This is a genomic window from Arthrobacter sp. Z1-9, from assembly GCF_054792695.1.
Genome location: NZ_CP096456.1, coordinates 2,593,831 through 2,618,421, shown reverse-complemented (window position 1 = coordinate 2,618,421; position 24,591 = coordinate 2,593,831). Strand labels below are relative to the sequence as shown.

Annotated in this window: 23 protein-coding genes; 19 read left to right on the top strand and 4 right to left on the bottom strand. The window is 64.4% G+C overall.

All coding sequences use genetic code 11. The features are described from left to right. Positions 1-70: 70 nt before the first annotated feature. The 3 genes from M1D93_RS12115 to M1D93_RS12105 are packed head-to-tail and all read right to left on the bottom strand — an operon-like array spanning position 71 to position 2,964. The gene (locus tag M1D93_RS12115; protein WP_461171781.1) at positions 71-1,615 is read right to left on the bottom strand and encodes a ferredoxin--NADP reductase; all 1,545 of its coding nucleotides are present in this window, start codon (positions 1,613-1,615) and stop codon (positions 71-73) included. After that, positions 1,612-2,484 (bottom strand): FAD:protein FMN transferase, encoded by an 873-nt coding sequence (locus tag M1D93_RS12110; protein WP_461171780.1) that lies wholly within the window; start codon positions 2,482-2,484, stop codon positions 1,612-1,614. Before M1D93_RS12110 ends, M1D93_RS12115 begins: the two co-directional genes overlap by 4 nt. Positions 2,485-2,487: 3 nt before the next feature. Then, complete coding sequence (locus M1D93_RS12105) at positions 2,488-2,964, bottom strand: FMN-binding protein (protein WP_461171779.1); 477 nt, start codon at positions 2,962-2,964, stop codon at positions 2,488-2,490. Positions 2,965-3,138: 174 nt separating this feature from the next. On the opposite strand from M1D93_RS12105, the gene argS reads away from it, so the two are divergent. From argS to M1D93_RS12055, 10 genes are all read left to right on the top strand, one after another. Then, positions 3,139-4,788, top strand: a complete 1,650-nt coding sequence (gene argS / locus M1D93_RS12100; RefSeq protein WP_461171778.1) for an arginine--tRNA ligase — start codon at positions 3,139-3,141, stop codon at positions 4,786-4,788. Positions 4,789-4,793: 5 nt separating this feature from the next. After that, complete coding sequence (gene lysA, locus M1D93_RS12095; protein ID WP_461171777.1) at positions 4,794-6,269, top strand: diaminopimelate decarboxylase; 1,476 nt, start codon at positions 4,794-4,796, stop codon at positions 6,267-6,269. Continuing rightward, positions 6,270-7,598 (top strand): homoserine dehydrogenase, encoded by a 1,329-nt coding sequence (locus M1D93_RS12090; RefSeq protein WP_461171776.1) that lies wholly within the window; start codon positions 6,270-6,272, stop codon positions 7,596-7,598. Continuing rightward, entirely contained in the window at positions 7,599-8,705 is a 1,107-nt protein-coding gene (gene thrC, locus M1D93_RS12085; protein ID WP_461171775.1) for a threonine synthase, read from the top strand. It begins immediately after the preceding gene. A 2-nt stretch (positions 8,706-8,707) separates the two neighbouring features. Next, positions 8,708-9,682 (top strand): homoserine kinase, encoded by a 975-nt coding sequence (thrB, locus tag M1D93_RS12080; RefSeq protein ID WP_461171774.1) that lies wholly within the window; start codon positions 8,708-8,710, stop codon positions 9,680-9,682. A 296-nt stretch (positions 9,683-9,978) separates the two neighbouring features. Continuing rightward, complete coding sequence (gene rho, locus M1D93_RS12075) at positions 9,979-12,141, top strand: transcription termination factor Rho (RefSeq protein WP_461171773.1); 2,163 nt, start codon at positions 9,979-9,981, stop codon at positions 12,139-12,141. 230 nt (positions 12,142-12,371) lie between these two features. Continuing rightward, on the top strand, positions 12,372-13,445 hold the full coding sequence (prfA, locus tag M1D93_RS12070; RefSeq protein ID WP_461171772.1) for a peptide chain release factor 1: 1,074 nt from the start codon (positions 12,372-12,374) through the stop codon (positions 13,443-13,445). Between the two features lie 12 nt (positions 13,446-13,457). After that, positions 13,458-14,330, top strand: coding sequence for a peptide chain release factor N(5)-glutamine methyltransferase (prmC, locus tag M1D93_RS12065; RefSeq protein WP_461171771.1), 873 nt, complete (start codon positions 13,458-13,460; stop codon positions 14,328-14,330). Positions 14,331-14,342: 12 nt separating this feature from the next. Continuing rightward, positions 14,343-15,203 (top strand): L-threonylcarbamoyladenylate synthase, encoded by an 861-nt coding sequence (locus M1D93_RS12060; RefSeq protein ID WP_461171770.1) that lies wholly within the window; start codon positions 14,343-14,345, stop codon positions 15,201-15,203. Beyond that, positions 15,203-15,976, top strand: a complete 774-nt coding sequence (locus tag M1D93_RS12055; RefSeq protein WP_461171769.1) for a WecB/TagA/CpsF family glycosyltransferase — start codon at positions 15,203-15,205, stop codon at positions 15,974-15,976. The genes M1D93_RS12060 and M1D93_RS12055 overlap by 1 nt, the downstream gene beginning before the upstream one ends. Before the next feature lie 54 nt (positions 15,977-16,030). Here M1D93_RS12055 and M1D93_RS12050 read toward each other — a convergent pair whose 3' ends face one another. Further along, complete coding sequence (locus M1D93_RS12050) at positions 16,031-16,927, bottom strand: glycosyltransferase (protein ID WP_461171768.1); 897 nt, start codon at positions 16,925-16,927, stop codon at positions 16,031-16,033. A gap of 286 nt (positions 16,928-17,213) precedes the next feature. On the opposite strand from M1D93_RS12050, the gene M1D93_RS12045 reads away from it, so the two are divergent. The 9 genes from M1D93_RS12045 (at position 17,214) to M1D93_RS12005 (ending at position 24,531) form a co-directional block, all read left to right on the top strand. Then, positions 17,214-18,326, top strand: a complete 1,113-nt coding sequence (locus M1D93_RS12045) for an MraY family glycosyltransferase (RefSeq protein WP_461171767.1) — start codon at positions 17,214-17,216, stop codon at positions 18,324-18,326. 109 nt (positions 18,327-18,435) lie between these two features. After that, complete coding sequence (locus tag M1D93_RS12040; RefSeq protein ID WP_461171766.1) at positions 18,436-18,918, top strand: hypothetical protein; 483 nt, start codon at positions 18,436-18,438, stop codon at positions 18,916-18,918. Beyond that, entirely contained in the window at positions 18,911-19,249 is a 339-nt protein-coding gene (locus tag M1D93_RS12035; protein ID WP_461171765.1) for an AtpZ/AtpI family protein, read from the top strand. The genes M1D93_RS12040 and M1D93_RS12035 overlap by 8 nt, the downstream gene beginning before the upstream one ends. Before the next feature lie 81 nt (positions 19,250-19,330). Continuing rightward, positions 19,331-20,131 carry a F0F1 ATP synthase subunit A gene (gene atpB / locus M1D93_RS12030; protein WP_461171764.1) on the top strand — a complete coding sequence of 267 codons (801 nt, stop codon included), beginning with the start codon at positions 19,331-19,333 and terminating at the stop codon, positions 20,129-20,131. 80 nt (positions 20,132-20,211) lie between these two features. After that, positions 20,212-20,415 (top strand): ATP synthase F0 subunit C, encoded by a 204-nt coding sequence (gene atpE, locus M1D93_RS12025; RefSeq protein ID WP_009356484.1) that lies wholly within the window; start codon positions 20,212-20,214, stop codon positions 20,413-20,415. A gap of 58 nt (positions 20,416-20,473) precedes the next feature. After that, on the top strand, positions 20,474-21,025 hold the full coding sequence (locus M1D93_RS12020) for a F0F1 ATP synthase subunit B (RefSeq protein ID WP_461171763.1): 552 nt from the start codon (positions 20,474-20,476) through the stop codon (positions 21,023-21,025). After that, positions 21,025-21,852 (top strand): F0F1 ATP synthase subunit delta, encoded by an 828-nt coding sequence (locus M1D93_RS12015; RefSeq protein ID WP_163162496.1) that lies wholly within the window; start codon positions 21,025-21,027, stop codon positions 21,850-21,852. Before M1D93_RS12020 ends, M1D93_RS12015 begins: the two co-directional genes overlap by 1 nt. A 78-nt stretch (positions 21,853-21,930) precedes the next feature. Then, positions 21,931-23,568: a F0F1 ATP synthase subunit alpha gene (atpA, locus tag M1D93_RS12010; protein WP_461171762.1), complete on the top strand. Its 1,638-nt coding sequence runs from the start codon at positions 21,931-21,933 to the stop codon at positions 23,566-23,568. A 72-nt stretch (positions 23,569-23,640) separates the two neighbouring features. After that, the gene (locus tag M1D93_RS12005) at positions 23,641-24,531 is read left to right on the top strand and encodes a F0F1 ATP synthase subunit gamma (RefSeq protein WP_461171761.1); all 891 of its coding nucleotides are present in this window, start codon (positions 23,641-23,643) and stop codon (positions 24,529-24,531) included. Positions 24,532-24,591 lie beyond the last annotated feature (60 nt).

The window sequence follows — 24,591 nt, the reverse complement described above, 5'->3', positions numbered from 1 at the left end:
TTAGCAGTAAGGTGGCCTGCAAGGGAAAATCGGCACTCCAACGTCCACCTGAGCGGTGGGGGCGCATGGATCAGTAGCCGGAGAACGAGTCCACGTGAACCCGCCGGGCTCCGGCCTCCCGTGCCGCGCGGCGCAGTGAAGCGACACTGGCCGGTGAGCCCGAGATGAAGACCTCGCGGGCGGCGATGTCGGGAATGAGCGCCCTGAGAGCTTCGCCGTCCACCCTGGTTGCATCAGCCGGGAAAGCACTCATATGCGACGGCGGCTGGGAACCGTCGGCAGTCCGGGCCACCACACGGATGCCGGCTTCCTTCAGTTCCTCCGCGTACGCAATCTCGTCGGCACTCCTGGCCAGCAGCAGGAGTACGGCGTCGCGATCCCGTAAGCCGCCGGAGGAGATATGTGAAAGGAAGGGCGTGATCCCGATTCCTGCAGCGATCAGCAGCACCGGCTTGCGGGGGTCGCGGGGGAGGACAAAGTCGCCTCCAACGGCGGTGGCCGTCAGTTCGTCGCCCGGCTTCAGCGAAAGAAGGACCTTCTTGGCCGCGGACACGGGCTCAGCAGTCCGCACGCCGAACCTCACCAGCCGGTCAGCCGGGGCGCCCGTCAAACTGAACACCCGGCGTCGTCCTTTTCCGTCCGACTTCGGGTGCGGAAGGTCCAGTTCCATGTATTGCCCCGGGACGAAGCGGACAGGCCGGGAGGGCTCAAAGGAAAATTCAGTGGTGCTGGGCGTCAACGGCCTGGTTCCGTTGAACTTCAGCTTCACGCCGCCCCGCTGGCCCACCATAAAGGCGAGAAGATTGCCGAGCAGCAGCGCCGCCTCGGGAGAATTGGCGAGGAAGCCAAAGTTGTACGGGGCCGCAAACACCACGCCGACCACAGCCGCGAGCGCCAGCTGCTGCCGCCTGCGCGGCGGCAGTGTCAGCGGCTCGGTGAGCATGAACCCTACAAAGAACAGCAACGGCCGCTGTGCAATTGACTGCCACAGGGCCATTCCAAGGGTCATGTCCGCCTGGAGCAGTTCCGCGGTAATGATGGCGCCCGCCACGAGGAGGAAAACAGAGGCCATCTGGAACTTGCGCGTGCGGTACAGGACCAGGAGCACGCCGGGCACCAACAGCCACAGCATGGCAGGGGTAGCTGCCCACCAGGTGGCGATGTTGAGCCCGGTGAGCCCGACCACAAAGGCGCCCGCAGCGGCAGGGTTGAAGATATGGCGGCCGCGCCACGCGAGCGCATACTTCGATGCAGATGCCAGGACGCAGGCCAACGCCACACCGGCCAGATCCATCGGCGCGAAGGACGGCCAGAACAGGAAGTACAACAGCAGTCCGGTGATCAGCGAGGACTCTGTGTGGGGCCGCACGTGGAAGATGGCTGCCAGTGCCCTGTTGGACGCATAGGTCAGGCCAAGGCACAGGACCAGGTGCGCCAGCATTTCGGGGATCCCAAAGGTCAGCCACCCCAGGGCATCGAGCAACAGACTGTAGGCGGCAAGTGCTGCCAGGACCAGGAGGATGAGCCGGTACATGGTGAACCGGCCAAGAACGGTATCCAGCCGTGCGGCCACGGACGGGGCGGGCCTGGCTTTCGGCGTTTCCACAGGGCTCATGTGAACAGTCTCCCTTCAAACTCCGCGGAGTGGGCCGCGCTCCCGTCGGAGAATACGGTCAGCCAGGAGAAATCGAACTCCTGCTCCAACCGGACACCTGGCGCGAAGAAAAGCGCAGTGGCCAGGGCATCGGCCAGCATCGCGGTGTCCGCCAGGGCCCAGGTGGCGACGGCGGTCCTCACCGGCTGCCCGGTTGTTCCGTCCAGCACATGATGCAGGCCGTCGCCCCAGGCCCGACGGTTGGACGCCGAGGCACAAAGCGCCCGCCCCGCCAGGGAAACGATTCCGATTGCCTGGGCCGGATTGTAAGGATGCTCCAAAGCGACCTGGGTGGATCGGGGACCCCTTGCAAGCAGGTCCCCGCTCCCGTCAATGAGGAAGGAATCAATGCCTTCAGCGTCCAGTTCGTCGGCGAGCAGATCCACCAGCAGGCCTTTGCCCGCCGCCCCGATATCCAGAACCACAGGCGACGTGGTGGTGATGGTGGTTCCCGCCCACTCAAGGACCCCGTTCCAGCGGGGCGCCGGCAGCGGGGACCCGGACGGCGTGAGGGTGTATCCGGCGTCGTACCCCAGCCGCTCAAGGGAGGCGCCGATCAGCGGGGTCATGGCCCCGTCCGTCAGTCCGTAAAGCGTCCTGTACAGCGGCCCAAGCCGGCCAGCCTCGTCCGGAAACCCGTACCGCCCCGGTTCCCGCGCCATGACGCTGACGCGGGAATCGGATCGGAAACGGGACCAGTCGGCGTCGAACTTCTCCACCCGGTTAAGGAGGCGTTTCCGCATGGGCTCGCTAAGCGGCTGAGGCGTGGAGATCTCCCAGTGCGTGCCGATTCCCTCGAACGCAAAGTCCTCCCAGTCCGCGCCCGGCACCGTCTACTGCGCCTCCGACTTAATCTTTTCCACGGCCTGGTTGAATCCGCCGCTGGTCAGCGAGGAACCGGCAACCTTCGAGACGTTGAGCCCGTCGATGCTCTTGCCCACCACCTGCCCGGCGATCCCGCCGGCGAACTCACCCTGGAACTTGCGGGTGTTCGGGTTTGACGGGTGCTGGGTGATGTTTACAGCCGTGACCGTGCCCCCTGCGAGGGTGAGTTCAACCCCGACAGTCTCCGTGCCGTTGGGGGAGACGTAGTTTCCGTCAGCGCTGTAGGTGCCGTCCTTGTAGGTGGAGCCGCTGGTGGCCAGGGACGAGGCTCCTGCGGATGGTGTTGCGGCGGAGGTTTCCGCAGCGGTACCCGAGGGCGCGGCGGATGTGCTTTCGGTGGCGGACGGCGCGCAGCCGGCCACCGTTCCGGCGAGGGAAAGGCCGGCGATTCCGGCGAAAACACTCTTGCGGACTGACGGTCTCATAGAAAGGCTCTCATTTCGGTTAAGTGTTTGGGAGGGTGCTTACGGTGGTGTCAACGATGAACCCAGCGTATTGGTTCAACTTGTAGCTGGCTTGTGGTTTTCCTGTGGAACGGCTGCGGCGCCGGAAACACGGCCAATTCTTTTGCTGTCACTGGCCCCCGGTAGGCTAGAGGGGTGACTCCCGAAGAACTCTCCCTCGCCATATCCGCCTGCCTGAAAGACGCCGTCAACGCCGGCGAGATTGCCCTCTCGGCATCAGCAGTGCCAGACGAGGTACGGGTGGAGCGACCCAAGAACCGGGACCACGGCGACTGGGCCACCAATATCGCCCTGCAGCTTGCCAAGCAGGCCGGTACCAACCCCCGTGAATTCGCCACAGTACTCAGCGCCCACCTGAAGTCGATCGACGGCGTCTCTGCCGTGGACATCGCCGGGCCCGGGTTCCTGAACATCACCGTGGACGCAGCAACGGCTGGCGCCCTGGCCAAGGTGATCGTCGAAGCCGGGCAGCAGTACGGAACCAACAACGCGCTCGCCGGCCACATCGTCAACATGGAATTCGTCTCGGCCAACCCCACCGGACCCCTGCACATCGGGCATACCCGGTGGGCCGCCCTGGGCGACTCCATTGCCCGCGTGCTGCGCGCCTCCGGCGCCGATGTCACGGCTGAGTACTACATCAACGACGCCGGCTCCCAGATGAACGTCTTCGCCAACTCCGTCTACTCCCGCCTGCACGGCCGTCCCGTGCCCGAGGGCGGCTATCCCGGACAGTACATCGCGGACTTGGGCCACGAGGTCCTCACTGAGCACCCGGACATCCGCGAACTGACCGAAGTTGCCGCTCTTCCGGTCATCCGCTCTGCCGCCTACAAGGCACAGATGAAGGACATCAAGGCCACACTCGCGGACTTCGGTGTCGAGTTCGACGTGTTCTTCTCCGAACAGGAACTGCACGACGCCGGCGCGATCGAGAGTGCCGTTGCCCGCCTTCGCGAGCAGGGCCACGTGTTCGACGACGGCGGTGCTGTCTGGCTGCGGACCACCGACTTTGGCGACGACAAGGACCGGGTGATGATCCGCGCCAACGGAGAGCCCACCTACTTCGCAGCGGATGCGGCCTACTACCTTTCAAAGAAGGACCGCGGCTTCACCGAAAAAATCTACCTGCTCGGCGCGGACCACCACGGCTACATCAACCGCCTCAAGGCCATCGCCGCGTGCGCCGGGGACGATCCCGAGGTGAACATCGAGGTACTGATCGGCCAGCTGGTATCAGTGAACGGCGCCAAGCTGTCCAAGCGCGCAGGCAACATCATCGAGCTCAAGGACCTGATCGACTGGCTGGGCAAGGACGCCGTCCGCTACTCCCTGGCCCGGTTCCCGGCAGATTCCCCCCTGACCCTGGACCCGGAGCTGCTGAAGAAGCACAGCAACGAGAACCCTGTGTTCTACGTGCAGTACGCCCACGCCCGGTCCCGCGGCGCGGCCCGCAACGCTGTCGACGCCGGTGTGGACCGGTCCGCTTTTGACGCCTCCCTCCTGGACCACGCCACGGAGAACGAGCTGCTCTCGTACCTGGGCAGCTACCCCTCGATCGTGGCAAAGGCAGCCGAACTGCGGGAACCGCACCGGGTGGCGCGGCACCTCGAAACCATCGCCGGCGCCTACCACCGCTGGTACGACGCCTGCCGCATCGCCCCCATGGGCGACGAAGCGGTGACCGACGTCAACCGCACCCGCCTCTGGCTCAACGACGCCACGAGCCAGGTGCTGGCCAACGGCCTTGACCTGCTCGGCGTTTCCGCCCCGGAACGGATGTGATCGGCGTGAAAGAAGCAAACACCAGCGCGGCCTCGCCGCTCGCCCCCGAATGGCTCGCGGTTCCGGAGGACCTGAACGCGCTGACCCCTTCGATGTGGGCCGAGGACGTTTCCCGGGCCAGCGCGGGCCAGCTGGCCATCGACGGCATTCCGGTCGCTGATCTGAAGGAACAGTTCGGCACGCCCCTGTTTGTCATGAGCGAGGGGGACTTCCGCTCCCGCGCCCGGGGGTTCAAGGACGCGTTCGACGACGCCTTTGCGGACATCTGCGGGGGAGTGGACGTCTACTACGCCGGCAAATCCTTCCTCTGCACCGCAGTGGCAAGCTGGGTGGCTGAGGAAGGCCTCCGGCTGGACACCTGCTCCGGCGGTGAACTCGCCGTGGCAGCACGCGCAGGGATTGCCGGTGCCCACCTCGGCCTGCACGGGAACAACAAGTCGGACGCCGAAATCCGCCGGGCCCTTGACATGCAGGTGGGCCGGATCGTGGTGGACAGCATCGACGAGCTGGACCGCGTAGCCAAGATCGCCTCCGGGCGCGGCGAAACGGCAAAGGTCATGCTCCGGCTGACGCCGGGCGTCCACGCGCACACCCACGAATTCATCGCCACTGCGCACGAGGACCAGAAGTTCGGGCTCTCCATGGCCGGGGACACCACGGATGAAGCAGGCCTCTCAGCTGCCGAAGAAGCCGTTGCCGCCGCCACCGGGTACCACAGCATCGAACTGCTCGGGCTGCACTGCCACATTGGCTCGCAGATCTTCGAACCGGACGGCTTCGAGCTGGCCGCGGAAAAGCTCCTGACCTTCCTTGACGCCATGCAGCGCAAATACTCCATCGTCCTTCCGGAGCTGGACCTCGGCGGCGGCTACGGCATTGCCTACACCCCGGTGGACACCCCGCGCCCGCCGGCCGAAATCGCCCAGGCGATGGCCGCCGTCGTGCGCTCCACCTGTGCAAAGCTCGGCATCGACTCGCCCCGCATCTCGATCGAGCCCGGAAGGGCCATCGTGGGCAGCACCACCTTCACCTTGTACGAGGTGGGGACCCTCAAGACCGTTCGCGTCGATGCGCCGGATTCGGTTAGTGCTGAAATGGCAGGCGAGAACATTACGTATCCGCGCCGCTATGTGTCGGTGGATGGCGGCATGAGCGACAACGCCCGCCCGGTGCTCTACGACGCCGATTATTCGGCGGTCGTGGCTTCCCGCGCATCTGCCGCCACACCGCAACTGTCCCGCGTGGTGGGCAAACATTGCGAGAGCGGCGACATAGTTGTTAGAGATGTATATCTGCCCGAGGACGTGGCAGCCGGTGATCTGCTTGCTGTACCGGGGACCGGCGCCTACTGCTGGGCCCTGTCAAGCAACTACAACTATCTGGCCCGGCCGGGCGTTGTCGCGGTGCGCGACGGATCTGCCCGGCTGATTGTCCGCGGGGAAACCGAAGAAGATCTGCTGAACCGCGACATGGGAGTCTGAATGACCGAATTGCGAACCCTGAAAGTAGCCCTGCTGGGCTGTGGCAACGTTGGGGCCCAGGTTGCGCGGATTCTCATTGAGGACGCCGACACCCTTGCCGCCCGCACCGGCGCGAAGTTGCAGTTGACCGGCATCGCCGTGCGCAACGTCCACACCAAGCGGGATGTGGAATTGCCGCAGGAACTCTTCACCACCGACGCCGACACCCTGGTGAAGGACGCGGACCTGGTGATCGAGCTGATGGGCGGCATAGAGCCCGCCCGCACGCTGATCCTGTCGGCCCTTCGCAATGGTGCCTGCGTTGTCACCGGCAACAAGGCGCTGCTGGCCCAGGACGGTCCCATCCTTCATGAAGAGGCTGACAAGGCGGGCGTGCAGCTCTCCTATGAGGCCGCCGTCGCCGGAGCCATCCCCATCCTGCGGCCCATCCGCGACAGCCTCGCCGGTGACCGGATCACCCGCGTTCTGGGCATCGTCAACGGCACCACCAACTTCATCCTTGACCAGATGGACACCACCGGCGCCCAGTTTGCCGACGCCCTCGCCGAAGCACAGCGCCTCGGTTACGCGGAGGCCGACCCCACCGCCGACGTCGAAGGCCACGATGCTGCCGCGAAGGCTGCCATCCTTGCCTCGCTGTCGTTCCACACCCGGTTCGCCCTGGAGAACGTCCACTGCGAAGGGATCAGCTCCGTCACCGCGGCGGACATTGCTGCCGCCAAGGACGCCGGCTTTGTCATCAAGCTGCTGGCCATTGCGGAAAAGCTTCCCGCCGCAGGCACGGATGCAGACGGCGGTGACGGCGTCTCCGTGCGCGTGCACCCGACCTTGCTTCCCCGCGAGCACCCGCTGGCCGCCGTCCATGGCGCGTTCAACGCCGTGTTCATTGAAGCCGAGAACGCCGGTGAACTGATGTTCTACGGCCAGGGTGCCGGAGGTACCCCCACAGCCTCCGCCGTCCTGGGCGACCTGGTATCCGCCGCGCGCAGCCTGGTCCTCGGCGGCCCCGGCAGGACGGAAACCACCACCGGCCACGTTCCGGCCTTGCCGATCGACGCCGCCGTCACCAGTTACTACATCGGGCTGGACGTCGCTGACCAGCCCGGCGTCCTGGCCAGGATCGCCCAGCTCTTTGCCGAGCACGGCGTCTCCATCGAAATCATGCGGCAGACCATCCACCGCGACGCTGAGTCCAACGTGGAGTCCGCCGAGCTGCGGATCGTCACCCACCGCGCGTCAGAGGCTGCCCTTGCAGCCACCGTCGAGGCCGTAAAGGGCCTGGACGTCATCAATTCAGTTACATCCGTTCTGCGGGTAGAAGGAGTCTAAGTGGCTCACCAATGGCGCGGCGTTATCCGCGAATACGCTGACCGTCTGCCCGTGACGGAATCCACCAGGGTGATCACCCTGGGCGAGGGCGGCACCCCGCTGGTGCACGCGCAGAAGCTCTCGGAGCTCACCGGCTCCCAGGTGTACCTCAAGGTGGAGGGCATGAACCCCACCGGCTCGTTCAAGGACCGCGGCATGACCATGGCCATGACGGCCGCCGTCGCATCCGGAGCCCAGGCCGTGGTGTGCGCCTCCACCGGCAACACGTCCGCTTCCGCCGCTGCCTACGCCACGGCCGCCGGCCTGAAGTGCGCCGTCCTGGTGCCTGAGGGCAAGATTTCCATGGGTAAGCTCAGCCAGGCCATTGCCCACGGCGCCACGCTGCTCCAGGTGGACGGCAACTTCGACAACTGCCTCGACATCGCACGGAAGCTGGGGGAGTCCTACCCGGTCTTCCTGGTCAACTCGGTGAATCCTGCCCGTATCCAGGGACAGAAGACCGGTGCCTTCGAGATCGTCGACGCCCTGGGCGACGCGCCCGACATCCATGTCCTGCCGGTTGGCAATGCCGGAAACATCACGGCCTACTGGAAGGGCTACAAGGAGTACTCCGCGCCGTTCGAGTCCGAAACGGCCGGCACGCTTCCCGCCGTCTCCACCAAGACGCCTGCCATGTGGGGCTTCCAGGCAGCAGGGGCGGCACCCTTCGTCGCCGGCCACCCCATCACCGAGCCGGACACGATTGCCACGGCCATCCGGATTGGCAACCCTGCGTCCTGGGACGGTGCCATCGGCGCCCGTGACGAATCAGGCGGCCTGATTGATGCGGTAACGGATGACGAAATCCTCCACGCCCACCGCTGGTTGTCCTCCCGCGAAGGTGTTTTTGTTGAGCCTGGTTCCGCCGCCGGCGTGGCTGGTCTGCTGAAGAAGCACGCCGCGGGCGAGGTGCCCGCGGGCAAGACCATCGTCATCACCGTTACCGGGCACGGCCTGAAGGATCCCCAGTGGGCCCTGCGCACCGAGGACGGCAGCGATGTGCAGCCGGTCAAGGTCTCCAACGACGTCGTCACTGTTGCTGCCGAGCTGGGACTGGAAGAAAAGTAGCCTTGGACACCACCTCGCAGACCGCCGTCGGACTGCAGCTTATTGAACCCGGACAACGGGTCACCGTCCGGGTACCGGGCACCACGGCCAATCTTGGTCCCGGCTACGACAGCCTGGGCCTGGCCCTGGCGCTGCATGACACGCTGACGGTGGAGAGCCTTGAATCCGAGGAACTCCTGTTCGATCTCCGCGGCGAAGGCGCAGACACCCTGCCGAGGGACGCCACCCACCTGGTTATCCGGGCCATGGAAGCGGCTTTCGAACGGCTGGGCTTCCGGCACGGCGGCCTGAAGGTGACGGCTGACAACGTCAATCCCCACGGACGGGGCCTGGGCTCGTCCGCATCGGCGGTAGTAGCAGCAGTCTCCGCGGCAAACGCGCTGGTACCTGAGGCAAGCCGCCGCGGGAAGGACTGGATCCTGCAGCTCACCAGCGAACTCGAAGGGCACCCCGACAACGTGGCACCGGCCATTTTCGGCGGCCTGGCGCTGTCATGGCAGGACAGTGACCAGTACAGCAGCACCAGCGCGACGGTGTCCGAAACGGTGGTTCCGGTGGTGGCAGTTCCTGATTTCGAGCTTGCCACCGAAGCCGCGCGCGCATTGCTGCCGGCCTCGGTCGGGCACCACGCGGCTGCCATGAATGCCGGCCGTGCGGCCCTCCTGATCCATGCATTGACCAGCAAGCCCCAATTCCTGCTGGCAGGCACAGAGGACTACCTGCACCAGAGTTACCGTGCAGAGGCCATGCGCCCCAGCGCTGCGCTGATATCAGCGCTTCGTGCAGCCGGGTATGCGGCGGTGGTGTCGGGTGCCGGCCCAACCGTGCTGGTTCTGGCAGACGGACAGGCTGAAGCGGCCGCCGTCGTTGGTTTTATCGAGGAGTTCACTGCAGCGAACACGCCGGACATCGGGTGGCGTGTTCTGAAGCTCGCAGTGGACGTTGAAGGTGCTAAGGTGGAGTTGCACCGGCGGTAATTGACGCCTATCTGATCTGCTATTGCACTTAGTTGCCGCTTGGTCTCTTACTGCGCAATCTATTCCGGTGCCACCTGCTCGGTCTGTCGCAGGAATCTGCAGCACGCAAACTGCCCCTGAAATGTCAGCCCGGCGTTCCACCATGGCGGAGCGCAAGGTGAATCAGTATCCGGCCCTGCTGGCCGATATCCAACCGGCAAGGCCGAACAATCCGGCTGCAGATCTGAACTGCAGCCCAGATCAAATCATCGCGTCCAGCTCCCAGTCTGGACGCCGTCGAGGGGGAAGGATCCTTCGTGACCGAAACCACTGAGCTGTCGCCAGCTGTGGAACTATCATCTTCTGCTGCCGAATCACCGGCCGCACCCGCCAAGAGCAGCGGCCTTGCCGGCCTGAAGCTCGCCCAGCTGCAGGCTCTTGCCAGCCAGCTCGGTATTTCCGGCGGTTCCCGGATGCGCAAGGGGGACTTGGTTTCCGCCATTTCCGCCCACCGCGCCGGCACCCCCATGACCAAGGCCCCGGCCAAGGCGGCCGAAAAGGCCGTCGAGAACGTGTCGGTGCCGGCAGTTGTTCCGGCAGTAGCTGCTCCGGCCGCTGAAACAACCGAAGCTCCAGCAGAAGGAACGCGGGCCCGTGGCCGTGGCCGCAGCCGCCGCGCCGTCAGCGACGGAGTGGTGGCACCAGCGGCCGCTGAACCGGCTGCTGCCGAAACCAGCGCTGCCGCTCCCGTTGAGGCTCCGGCCGCCGCCGAGGTTCCCGAAGCGACCGAAGGCGCCGCCGAGCGTCGCCAGCCCCGCACCCGCAACCGCCGCCGCGGGGAAGCAGCCGCAACCGCTCCTGAAGGTGCAGAGGCCCCGGCAGAGCAGGCCGACGTCGAGCAGCGAGCCGACGTGCAGGCCAGCGCGGAACCGCGCACGGCAGAAGCCACAGCCGAGCGGACCGAAGCTGAAGCCGGCGAAGCCGGGCAGCGCACCGACCGCCGTGAAGGCGGCCGCACCCGCGGCCGGGACAACGCAGCACGCGAGAACGCCGACACCGGCCGGGACAACGCGGGCAGCCGCGAGGCCGGCCAGCGTGAGGGTGCCCGTCGCGATGACAACCGTGACAGCGACGACACCGACGGCGGCAGCCGGCGCAACCGCCGCAACCGCCGGGACCGCAACGACCGGAATGACCGCTCAGGCGGCCAGGACCGTGACAACAGCTCGCGCAACGACCGCTTCCGCGACCGTAACGACCGCCGTCGTGGACGCGCGCAGGGACCGGACGTCGACGACGTTGAGGTCACCGAGGACGACGTCCTGTTGCCGGTTGCCGGCATCCTGGACGTCCTGGAGAACTACGCGTTCATCCGCACCTCCGGCTACCTTCCGGGCCCGAACGACGTTTATGTCTCCCTTGCCCAGGTCAAGAAGTACAACCTGCGCAAGGGCGACGCAGTGGTTGGCGCCATCCGCGCTCCGCGTGACGGCGAAGACCGCAGCCAGCAGTCGGCCCGCCAGAAGTTCAACGCCCTGGTCCGCGTCACCTCCGTCAACGGCAAGACCTCCGAGGACCTCAAGGACCGTGTTGAGTTCGCCAAGCTGGTACCGCTGTACCCGTCCGAGCGCCTGCGCCTCGAGACCGACCCCAAAAAGATCGGCCCCCGCGTCATCGACCTGGTTGCCCCGATCGGCAAGGGCCAGCGCGGCCTGATCGTCTCCCCGCCGAAGGCCGGCAAGACGCTCATCCTGCAGTCCATCGCCAACGCGATCACCACCAACAACCCTGAGGTCCACCTCATGATGGTGCTGGTTGACGAACGCCCCGAAGAAGTTACGGACATGCAGCGCACGGTCAAGGGTGAGGTTATTGCCTCCACCTTCGACCGTCCCGCCGACGACCACACCACCGTGGCCGAGCTTTCCATCGAACGCGCCAAGCGCCTCGTGGAAATGGGCATGGACGTGGTGGTCCTGCTGGACTCCATGACCCGCCTGGGCCGCGCCTACAACCTGGCAGCACCGGCCTCCGGCCGTATCCTGTCCGGTGGTGTGGATTCCGCAGCACTGTACCCGCCCAAGCGCTTCTTCGGTGCAGCCCGCAACATCGAAAACGGCGGCTCACTCACCATCCTGGCCACCGCCCTCGTGGAGACCGGTTCCAAGATGGATGAGGTCATCTTCGAAGAGTTCAAGGGCACCGGCAACATGGAGCTCCGCCTGTCCCGCCAGCTGGCAGACAAGCGCATCTTCCCGGCCGTGGACGTCAACGCGTCCGGCACCCGCCGCGAGGAGAACCTGCTCTCGCCGGAGGAAGTCAAGATCATGTGGAAGCTGCGCCGCGTCCTCTCCGGACTCGAGACCCAGCAGAGCCTTGAACTCCTGACCAACAAGATCCGGGAAACCCAGAGCAATGTCGAGTTCCTCATGCAGGTTCAGAAGACGACGCTTGGTGCGAAGTCGGATAACGACAAATAAGGCTCCGGTGAGCGGCTGATCTGCTGCCCCGGTGCTGACGCCGCACGGATTTTTCCGCCCCCGCCCCTACGCTGGGAGGCTTACGATCTTCGATCGTCAGCCTCCCAGCTCCGGCAGGCCCGATGCCACTCCCGGGGCGGAAAAATCCGTGCGTCTTCGTCGTTAAGCCGCCAGCCGCGGTCCCGTCTTTGTTTGTTACTAGACTTGTACAAGTCGAAAGAGGTTTATAGATGTTTGAGTCCGTACAGGGCCTGCTTGATGAGCATGATGCTATCCAGGCGCAGCTGGGGGATCCTGCTGTTTATGCTGATCAGCGGCTTGCCCGGAAGCTTGGGCGGCGTTCGGCTCAGCTCAATGGCATTGTTGAGGCCTATCACAAGTGGGAGGGCATCCGGGATGACCTTGCTGCTGCCAAGGAGATGGCTTCGGAGGATCCTGAGTTTGCGGCTGAGGTGCCTGAGCTGGAGGCCGCGCTTGAGATCGCTGCTGCGAAGCTTCGCAGGCTGCTCATTCCCCGCGACCCCGATGACGCCCGCAATGTGATCCTCGAAGTCAAGGGCGGTGAAGGTGGCGACGAGGCCGCACTTTTTGCCGGTGATTTGCTGCGGATGTACACCCGGTACGCGGAATCGCGCGGCTGGAAGACTGAAATTATCTCCGCCACGGAATCTGACCTTGGCGGTTACAAGGACGTCCAGGTTGCGGTGAAGGGCAGCTCGAATGACCCAGCCGAGGGCGTGTATGCCCGGCTCAAGTTTGAAGGCGGCGTGCACCGCGTCCAGCGCGTTCCCGTCACCGAGTCCCAGGGCCGCATCCATACCTCCGCTGCCGGTGTGCTGGTTTTGCCTGAAGTGGATGAGCCTGAAGAGCTCGAGATCAACCAGAACGACCTCAAGATCGACGTCTACCGCTCGTCCGGTCCCGGCGGCCAGTCCGTGAACACCACTGACTCCGCCGTCCGCATCACCCACCTTCCCACCGGCATCGTGGTGGCCATGCAGAACGAAAAATCCCAGCTGCAGAACCGAGAGGCCGGCATGCGCGTGCTCCGGGCACGCATCCTGGCGCACCAGCAGGAGCAGATCGACGCCGAAAACTCCGCCCAGCGGAAGTCGCAGATCCGCACCATGGACCGCTCGGAGCGCATCCGCACCTACAACTATCCCGAAAACCGGATTGCGGACCACCGTACCGGCTACAAGGCGTACAACCTGGACCAAGTGATGAACGGTGACCTCGAGCCCGTCATCCAGTCCGCGATCGAGATGGACGAACAGGCCCGCCTGGACGCCATCGGCGACTAGCCCTTCCGCCGTATGACACTTGGGCCAGGCCAGTCGCTAGCGGATGCCGTCAGCGCGGCAACGGACATCCTGCGTGAAGCCGGCGTACCCAGTCCGCGGGTGGACGCCGAGCTGCTCGCAGACCATCTGCTGAACGTTGGGCTGGGCCGCCTGCGGGCCATGATGCTGGGGGACGCGCCCGCCCCGGAAGGCTATGAGGCGCTGGTCGCAGAACGGGCCAGCCGGATTCCGCTGCAGCACATCACCGGCGTGGCGCATTTCCGCTACCTGGAGCTGGCCGTGGGCCCTGGTGTTTTTGTGCCCCGCCCCGAGACCGAATCCGTGGCTCAGCTGGTGATCGACCATGTCAAGGGCATGGTGCACCCGCGGATCGTCGACCTCGGGACCGGTTCGGGCGCCATCGCGGGGTCCGTCGCCCACGAAGTGCCGGGCGCCGAGGTGCACGCCGTCGAGTTCAGCCCGTTCGCGCACGCCTGGGCTGCAAAAAACCTGGCCCCGCTGGGCGTCCATCTGGTCCTCGGGGACCTGCGGGACGCGCTGCCGGAACTCAATGGGACCTTCGACGTCGTGGTTTCCAACCCGCCCTACATCCCGGCTGAGGCCGTTCCCACCGAGCCGGAAGTCGCCCTGCATGATCCCCCCGAAGCCCTGTACGGCGGGGGAGCGGACGGCATGGAACTGCCGACGGCGGCAGCAGTCTCGGCCGCGCGCCTGCTGCGGCCCGGCGGCTACTTTGTCATGGAACACGCAGAAGTCCAGGCGGGCTGGATCTCGACCATGCTGGCCAGGACCGGGAACTGGACCACTATCAGGACGCACCTGGACCTCAACGGCAAGGAGCGCGCCACCAGCGCCCTGCTCGCGGATCCGGACCACAGGGAATGAAAGAATAGGCGAGTGACCACAACCTATAACTGCACCAGCGACGACGAGCGCGCCAAAGGACTTGAGCACGCCCAGCGGGCCATCAGGGAAAAGAAGTGCGTGGTTTTCCCCACTGATACCGTCTATGGGATTGCCGCTGACGCCTTCTCGCCGCAAGCCGTCACCATGCTCCTGGTGTCAAAGGGACGCAGCCGCACCATGCCGCCGCCCGTGCTGATTCCGCGCATTAACGCCCTGGACGGGCTCGCCACCGACGTGTCAGCAGACGCACGAAAGCTTGCCGAGGCGTTTTGGCCCGGCGGCCTGACCCTCATCCTGCACGCCCAGCCGTCCCTGGACTGGGACCTTGGGGAGACCAAGGGCACTGTGGCGCTGCGCATGCCTGATGATGAAATCGCCCAGGAACTGCTGACGCTCACCGGGCCGCTGGCCGTTTCTTCGGCCAACCGCACCGGCCATGCTCCAGGACAGACGGCAGCCGCCGCACGCGAGCAACTGGCCGATTCCGTGGAGGTCTACCTCGAAGGCGGTTTTCGGCCGGTTGAGGGTGAGGCAGCCGTACCCTCCACCATTGTTGATGCCACCGGTCCCCGACTGCGCGTGGTCCGCAACGGGGCCGTAAGCCTTGGCCAACTCCGCGAACATGTGCCGGGTGTATTGGGGCTCGGCGAGATTCCCATGGCGGAAGAGGAACCGGTTGAAGCACCGCCGGTTGCGGGGACACCGATTGAAACAGCGCCGGTTGCAGATACTCCGGTTGAAGCAGCACCGGTTGCGAGGACACCCTCCGGTTCATCGGTGGTAGAGCCTGAAACCCCGGGAGCAGCTGAAGTCCCGGCCGTCCCTGCACCGGCCCCGGACGCCAGGCCTTGATGGCGCTGGACCGCCAGCAGATTCCCGTCCTGGAGGTCGATGCCACCCCGCTGCGGGTTCCTGAACTGGTGGAGGAACTCAACCGCTTTGTCCGGGAGGGGTCCACACGGACGGTCCTGGGCCACAACCTGCACAGCGTCACGCTGACCCTCTCTGACGAGGGCTTCCGCAACCTGTACCGGCGGAGCGACGTGGTCCTGCTGGACGGTGCCCCCGTGCTCTGGTTGTGGGGGAGGACCGGCAATGCCGAAGGCCCGGTCATGGACTACCGGCTGGGCTCCACCGACTGGCTGCCCGCCCTGGACCATGTGCAGGGACTCGAGCGGATCGCCGTGCTGGGTGCCGGTGCGGAGGCCAACGCCGGTGCTGTCCGAAAACTTCAGTCCATCGTTCCTGGCGCCAGCGTCTCGGGCTTCCCCGGCGAGGGCTGGAATGGCGCACTCGAAGACAATGCCGTGGAGTGGCTTCACCTGCAGGAACCACAGCTGGTCCTGCTTGGACTGGGCATGCCGTTGCAGGAGAAGGTCCTGGAGCGGCGCCTCGGCGACATGCCGCCAGCCATCTACTGCGCAGTGGGTGGAGCTATCGAGCAGTTGGCCGGTTTCCAAAAGCTCGCACCGCGCTGGCTCGGCAGGCTAGGACTGGAATGGGCTTGGCGCCTGCTGCTTCACCCCCGCCGTGTTGCGTACCGGGTGCTCGGGGAGCCGTGGGTCCTGCTGTGGCTCCTGGCAACCCGTGCGTTGCAGCGCAGGATGCTGAAGCGCCAACGCTAGAAGCGCCAGACCTGGCCACGCCGGAGCGGAAGCTCTACTCCCTGAAGCTGCAGCCTAGAACTTCTGGTCCTCCAGCGGCGCGAAGCCCTTGCCGCGGAGGCCGGTGGTGAAGGACCTGGCCCAGCCCAGGAATCCGGGCAGGTCCCGCCGCTGCGCGAAATAGCCCAGGTAACCGCCGACGTCGGCGACAAAAGACCGGACGCGGAAGTACCGGCGGATCAGGTAGCCACGGTTCCGGTAGTAGTAGTACCGCTTGAATGCTGACTCCGGAACAATGACGTGCCAGCGGGCCCCGAACACGTGCTGCGTCTCGGAGAAGGCGTGCGGATGCGTGATTGCGGTTGTGGTCACCGTGCCGAAGCGGATGCCGGCCTTGCGGAGGCGGATGGTGAAATCCACCTCGTCCCCGCGGATGAACAGGCGAATGTCCGGCAGGCCCACCTTGAAGAAGACGTCAGAGCGGATCAAGGCGCCGTTGAAGAAGTGGCCGTCGCCCGGAAGGAAACCGATCTTCTCCAGTTCGGCACGGCTGTGGGTGACCTTGCCATCCAGGCGGAAGAAGAAGGAAAGCCGGTCCGGCTGCCCGGGCGCCGTCACCAACGGGACCACCGCCTCCAGGTCGCGTGCCTCAGCCTCCCGGAGCAGCGTGGCGAGGCATTCAGGGTCGGCCGGCTCGGCGTCGTCGTCCATCATCCAGATCCAGGTGGCGCCGCTGGCGACCGCCTTGAGCGCAGCCAGGGAGAAACCGCCCGCGCCGCCGAGGTTGGCTTCGGACCGGACGTAGTCGACGTTCGGGTGCTTCGCGGCGACGTCCAGTGCCGGCGTTTTGCCGCTGTCCACCAGGCAGATCGTGTCCACAGCGGCCGTCTGTTTGTTGATCGAATCCAGCAGGACAGCCAGTTCCTTCGGCCGGTCGAATGTCACGGCGGCAACTGCTATGCGGGGGGTCATGGGGGTCCTTTCAGCATGGCTGACAGGGATTTCCCCGCGCGCGGTGCGCCAGTGTGGCGCGAAGCCATGATGCTGTTGGCGCTAGTATCTTTGACTAGAGTCCACTGTAATACAGCCCTGTAAGGCACTGCGTACAAGTAAAAATGCACTGCCTGCTGCGCGCTCGGCGACGGAGAAGTTTCATTTATCGAAGAACAGATTCCCGACCAGTGAGCCCATCGACCAAGGACCATCCCTCAACGCGGTTGTCCGGCTTCAGCACCACCCCCGAAACGGCTACCGCCCCATGATCATGTACCTGCTGATGGGGCTCACCGCTGCTGTGGTGTCCTATTTCGCCACCTGGGGTGCGCGGGTCGTGGGCCATCGGCTCGAGCTGCACCTTCCCATCCGCAGCCGCGACATGCACTCCATTCCGGTGTCCCGGCTGGGGGGTGTGGCCATCTTCCTCGGAATCATGGTGGCGCTTATCGTTGCCAGCCAGTCCTTCTTTGTTAAGGACATCTACCGGAACAACTTCTCGCCCTGGGGCGTCCTCGCCGGCGCGGCCGTTATCGTCCTGGTGGGGGTTGCGGATGACCTCCTGGACATCCGCTGGTGGGTGAAGCTGATTGGCCAGAGCGCCGCGGGCCTCACAGTTGCCATCTGGGGAGTCCAGATGACCATCGTCCCGTGGGTGCCTGACCCCATCTACCTGGAGAATGAGACTCTGCGGGTGGTCCTGACCGCCGGCCTGATCGTCACCACCATGAATGCCTTCAACTTCATTGATGGCCTGGACGGGCTGGCCGCCGGAGTGGCCGTCATTGGTGGTACTGCCTTCTTCTTCACCGCGTACTGGGTCCACCGCAACGCCGTGCTGCTGGACTACTCGGATCTTGCCACCCTTATTACGGCAGTCCTGGTGGGCAGCTGCCTGGGCTTCCTGCCGCACAACTGGTTTCCGTCCAAGATCTTTATGGGTGACTCCGGTGCAATGCTTATCGGCCTGCTCATGGCATCGGCCGGCGTGGTGTCAACGGGGCAGATCACCTCGGGCCTCTACGACCGGGCAAACGGTATCTCTACCGTAATACCCATCCTTCTTCCGTTTGCCGTCCTCTTCCTGCCGCTGCTGGACCTTGGTTTAGCGGTGGTCCGGCGCACTGCCCGCGGCCGTTCGCCCTGGTCCGCAGACCGCGGCCACCTCCACCACAAACTGCTGGACATCGGTTATTCGCACCGCACGGCCGTCATCCTGATGTACCTCTGGACCGGCATCCTTTCCTTCGGGGGACTGGCCTTCGCCATCTTCCCCTGGCAGATCGTGCTGTCCGTTGACATCTTCGCCACCCTGGTGATGGGCCTTATCACCGCGTGGCCTTACCTCTCCCGGCGCAGCGACGATAACCAGGCGTAATCCCCGTGCAGAATTATTTCTATCTCATGTAGAATTTAGGGGCAGCCAAAGCTGCCCCTCCACCCTGCCTCCCGGCTAGCTGCCGGTTGGTGCCGACGATTGGGATCGCATGACCTCCAACGCCGAGTCCGGACCCGTGTCCGGCAACGGAAACGTTGGCGCATCCGGCCCCACGCCGTCCCTGTGGCTGAACCTCCTCAAGCGAAGTTCGGTGGCCGCTGCGGCCGGGCTGGCACTGTGTGCCGTTGCTGCAGGAATCCTGGCCGGTCCGGACGGCGCCCTGTCCAGTACGTTGGGCGGGCTGCTGGTGATGCTGTTCTTTGGCATCAGCCTTGTGGTGGGCCACGTCGTGGGACGCAGCAATCCTTCCGGAGCCATTGGCATGTTTGTGGCCACCTATGTTGTGAAGGTGGTGGGGTTCGCCGTGGTCCTGTTCGTCATCGGCGCTCCGCAGTGGCTGCAAGGCCGCTGGTTTGTCGCCGGCGCCGTCACCGCCGTCGTCCTGTGGCAGGCCGCTGAAATTTACGGTTTCAGCAAAGCCCGCCTCCAGATCTACAACGATCCAGAAACCAAGGAAACCCGCGATGCGTGATCCAAACAAGCCCGGCGAAGGCACCAATGGCAGAGGTGTATCAAGCGGCTCCGCCCCCGGTGTATCAAGCGACGGAACCAGCGGCGGATACAACGCCGGGATGGCCGTATTCAGCTACATCATTGGCGGAATCATCGTCTGGAGTTTGATAGGGTGGGGACTGGATTACGTGTGGGGAACGCGCTGGATCGTGCTCGCAGGCGCTCTGCTTGGAGCCGTCGGAGGTTTCTACCTTTCCCACATGCATGGCCTTACCAGTTCTCGAAAAAATGCTGGGGAGCGCCATGCTGCCAGCGGGCCGTCCCAGGACGGCAACACTAATGCCAAATAATTTCACAGGGGGAACAGCAGGCCGTCAGGCTGCCGGTCCCCGCCCAACGCCCAATGATGGACACTGCAGAGAGGAAACGCGTTGATCGCGCTTGCGCTCCCGGCCCAAGATTCAGGAGAGTTTACTCCTCCTGGTATTAACGAAATGCATTTGCCGGCAATCCTGCCGTGGGGTGCCGCAGAAGGATTCTCCAAGCAGATGCTGCTGGTCCTCCTCTCTGTAGTCTTTATCGCCGTCTTCTTCGTGCTCGCCGCACGCAAGCAGCAGCTGGTACCCGGTAAGCTCCAGTTCGCCGGCGAAGCCGCCTACGGCTTCGTCCGCAACGGAATCGCCAAGGACATCATCGGCGGCAGGGACTTCATGAAGTACGTCCCGCTGTTGTTCAGCCTGTTCTTCTTCATCCTGGTGAACAACATCTACGGCGCTATCCCGTTCTTCCAGCTCCCCACGTTCTCGCACGTGGGCGGCGCGTATGTGCTGGCGGGCATCGTCTACTTCACCTGGATCGCCATCGGCGTCAAGAAGAACGGACTCCGTTACTTCAAGCTGGCCACCGTGCCCTCCGGTGTTCCCTGGTTCATCCTTCCGATCGTTATCCCGATCGAGATCATCTCCAACTTCCTGGTCCGGCCCGTCACGCACAGCCTCCGTCTGTTCGCGACCATGCTCGCAGGACACCTCATCGTGATGATCGCCGGGTATGGCATCGAGTTCCTCATCATGCAGGAGAACGTCCTGCTCAAGGGAACCTCCGTGCTGGTCCTGGCTGGCGCCATCGCCATGTACATGCTTGAAGCCCTGATCATGGTCCTGCAGGCCTACGTTTTTACCCTGCTGACAGCGATCTACATTGAAGGCGCGCTTCACGCCGACAGCCACTAGGCACCCCTAAGCTTCCCCTCGCGGGGATGATAGCAACCCAAACAACCTGCCACATGGGTGGCATCTTGAAAGGAAGAAAAATGGAAGGCAATCTCAACCTCGTAGGTTACGGTCTGTCCGCAATCGGCGGTGGTATCGGTGTTGGTCTCGTATTCGCTGCCTACATCAACGGCGTCGCCCGCCAGCCGGAAGCACAGCGTGTCCTGCAGCCGATCGCATTCCTCGGCCTTGCGCTGACCGAAGCCCTCGCCATCCTCGGCCTGGTCTTCGCCTTCGTTCTCTAGTCCTAGTCCTTAGAGCGAAGCGAATTTACAGAACCGAGTAGAAAAGGACGGGTGAAATATGAATCAGCTGATCATCTCAGCCGCCACTGAGGGCGAAGTCAACCCCCTGGTTCCCAATGTCTGGGAAATGGGCGTTGTCCTCGTGGGCTTTGCCATCCTCATGTTCATCGTGGTCAAGTTCGTTGTCCCGATGTTCGAAAAGACCTTCGCCGAGCGTGCCGAGGCTATCGAAGGCGGCATTGCAAAGGCTGAAAAGGCCCAGGCTGAGGCGTCTGCTGCACTCGAAGAGTACAAGCAGCAGCTGACCGACGCCCGCGCCGAAGCCAACCGCATCCGTGAGGAAGCCCGCGCCGAAGGTGCCCAGATCCTGGCGGATCTCAAGGAAAAGGCAGCTGCAGAGTCTGCTCGCATCACGGCCCAGGCCCATGCCCAGATCGAATCCGAGCGCCAGGCGGCCGTTGTGTCGCTGCGTTCGGAGGTCGGCACCCTGGCCACCACCCTTGCCGGCCGCATCGTTGGGGAATCCCTGAACGACGACCAGCGTGCAGCACGGGTAGTGGACCGCTTCCTGGCAGATCTGGAGACCCAGAACGCAGGTGCAGCTAAGTAATGGCAGGCGTATCGAGCGAATCGCTGGCAACAGGGCTGGCCGAGTTGGAAGCGAAGCTTCCGACGGCGTCACTGCAGCTGGCAAAGGAACTCTTCGGAATTCTGGGAATGGTGGACAGCTCGGCTGGCTTGCGCCGCGCCCTGACTGACCCGTCCCGCAATGGTGACGAAAAGTCGGCGCTGGTCAGGCAGCTGGTTGGCGGAAAAGTCTCCGCTGATGCTGCAGAGATCGCGGGCGGATTGGCCAGCTCACGCTGGGCAACCGCACGGGATATCGGCGATGCACTCGAGACTCTTGCCGCAACGGTGGTCATTTCCGTTGCTGAAAACAAGTCGGCCGTTTCTGCCTCCGGAATCTCTGGCCTGGAGGAGCTGGAGAACGATTTGTTCTCCTTCAACCAGGCCGTTGCCTCCAACCACGAGGTACAACGTGCTCTGTCCGAACCGCAGGCCAGCGCTGCAGCCAAGGCAACCCTGGCCGAGAAGCTGGTGCCGGGCGTGAGTGAGGAAGCAAAGGTCCTCATCACGCAGGCGGTCACCCAGCCCCGCGGCATCAAGCCCACCCGGCTTGTGGAACGGTTCGCCGAACTGGCGGCCAAGCGGCAGCAGCGCTGGATTGCAACGGTCAGCGTGACCCGTCCCCTGACACCGACGCAGCTTGCACGCCTCCAGGCGGGCCTGAACGCGATGTACGGGCGGGAACTGAAGGTCAACGTGAACGTTGACCCGGCACTCATTGGCGGCATCCGCGTCCAGGTAGGTGACGAAGTGCTTGACGCTTCGGTCATCACCCGCCTTGGCGAGCTGCAGCGCCAGCTGGCCGGCTAGCCGGACAGGCACAACAAAACTGATAGAAACCCCGGTCATCGCAACGGTGATCACAAAACAGGAGAGCAGGGACTGCAGATGGCCGAATTGACCATCAACGCCGACGACGTCCGTAATGCGCTGAACGAGTTCGCGGCGTCCTACGAACCCGGAAACGCAGAGCGCGTAGAGGTCGGCCGCGTAACCACCGCTGGTGACGGCATCGCCCGTGTTGAGGGCCTTCCCTCGGTCATGGCGAACGAGCTGCTTCGCTTTGAGGACGGCACGCTGGGCCTGGCCCAGAACCTCGACGTCCGCGAAATCGGCGTCATCATCCTCGGCGACTTCACCGGCATTGAAGAAGGCCAGGAAGTCCACCGCACCGGACAGGTTCTGTCCGTTCCCGTGGGCGACGCCTTCCTCGGCCGTGTTGTCGACCCGCTGGGCATGCCCATCGACGACCTCGGCGAAATCAAGGCCGAGACCACCCGTGCGCTGGAGCTTCAGGCTCCCGGCGTGACCCAGCGCAAATCGGTGCACGAGCCGATGCAGACCGGACTCAAGGCCATCGACGCCATGATCCCGATCGGCCGCGGCCAGCGCCAGCTGATCATTGGTGACCGCCAGACCGGCAAGTCCGCCATCGCGATCGACACCATCATCAACCAGAAGGCCAACTGGGCTTCTGGCGATGTGACCAAGCAGGTCCGCTGCATCTACGTGGCAATCGGGCAGAAGGCGTCCACCATCGCCGCCATCCGCCAGACCCTCGAGGACAACGGGGCACTGGAGTACACCACCATCGTGGCGTCTCCCGCTTCCGACCCCGCAGGCTTCAAGTACCTGGCACCGTACGCCGGTTCGGCCATCGGCCAGCACTGGATGTACGGCGGCAAGCACGTCCTCATCGTGTTTGATGACCTGTCCAAGCAGGCAGAGGCCTACCGTGCCGTATCGCTGCTGCTGCGCCGCCCGCCGGGCCGTGAAGCCTACCCGGGCGACGTGTTCTACTTGCACTCCCGCCTGCTGGAGCGTTGTGCGAAGCTGTCCGACGAACTGGGTGCCGGTTCCATGACGGGCCTGCCGCTGATCGAGACCAAGGCGAACGACGTTTCGGCCTATATCCCGACCAACGTCATTTCCATCACCGATGGCCAGATCTTCCTCCAGTCGGACCTCTTCAACGCCAACCAGCGCCCCGCTGTTGACGTCGGTGTGTCCGTGTCCCGCGTGGGCGGCGCCGCACAGGTGAAGTCCATGAAGAAGGTCTCCGGTACGTTGAAGCTGGACCTGGCACAGTACCGCGACATGCAGGCATTCGCCATGTTCGCATCGGACCTGGACGCCGCATCCCGCCAGCAGCTGACCCGTGGCGCCCGCCTGATGGAACTGCTCAAGCAGGGCCAGTACTCGCCGTTCCCGGTCGAGAACCAGGTTGTGTCCATCTGGGCCGGCACCAACGGTTACCTGGATGACGTGCCGGTTGAGGACATCAGCCGCTTCGAGTCCGAGTTCCTGGAGCACCTGGCCCACAAGTCCTCGATCCTCACCACGCTGGCCCAGACCAACGTGCTGGACGACGACACCGCGGTTGCTCTGAAGTCCGCCATCGTGGACTTCAAGAGGGGCTTCTTCGGCGAGGGCGACAACCACTTGGTAGGCGCCGGCCATGAGGAGCACAGCGCCATCTCCGAGGGCGATGTCGACCAGGAAAAAATCGTCAAGCAGAAGCGCTAGTTCCACTGACCGGGGGCGCCGGGCCGAAGGGCCCGGCGCGCCCGGTCTAAGGAATGTTAGGAAAGGATAAGTATGGGAGCCCAGATTCGGGTCTACCGCCAGAAGATCAGCTCGACCACGTCGATGCGCAAGATCTTCAAGGCGATGGAACTGATCGCTACTTCGCGCATCGGCAAGGCCCGTGCGCGCGTAGCAGCTTCACTGCCTTACGCGAACGCGATCACGCGCGCCGTTTCTGCTGTCGCAAGCCAGAGCGAAATCGACCACCCGCTGACCACCGAGCCGGAGCAGATCCGCCGTGCCGCAGTCCTGGTAATCACCTCGGACCGTGGCTTGGCCGGATCGTACTCGGCAAGCGTGCTTAAGCAGGTGGAGGGTCTCAATGAGCTGCTCCACGCTGAAGGCAAGGAAGTCAAGACGTACCTCGTCGGACGCAAGGCGCAGGCCTACTACGAATTCCGGAACCGTGAATACGCGCGGGTCTGGACCGGAGGCACCGACGCACCCGAGTTCACTACCGCGCGCGAAGTCGGCGAAGCACTGCTGGCTGATTTCGCAACCGACTTTGAAGAGGGCGGCGTGGACGAGATCCACGTTGTCTACACCCGCTTCAAGTCCATGGTTACCCAGGAGCCCACGGTCATCCGCCTGCTTCCGCTGGAAGTAGTGGAAGAACAGGCAGCCTCTGAGTCGGACCTGTTGCCGCTGTACGAATTCGAGCCGGAAACGGAGCGCGTTCTTGACGCCCTGCTTCCGCGCTACATCGAATCACGCATCTTCGCGGCCATGCTGCAGGCAGCAGCTTCCGAGCTTGCTGCACGCCAGCGGGCCATGAAGTCCGCCGGCGACAACGCCACGGACCTCATCAAGAAGTACACGCGTCTGCGCAACACGGCCCGCCAGGCTGAGATTACGCAGGAGCTTTCCGAGATTGTTGCCGGCGCCGACGCCCTTGCGTCCTAGCCTGCACCACCTTCGGATTCCGCTGGACCTGCACCACCACAGATAAACTTAAACCCACGC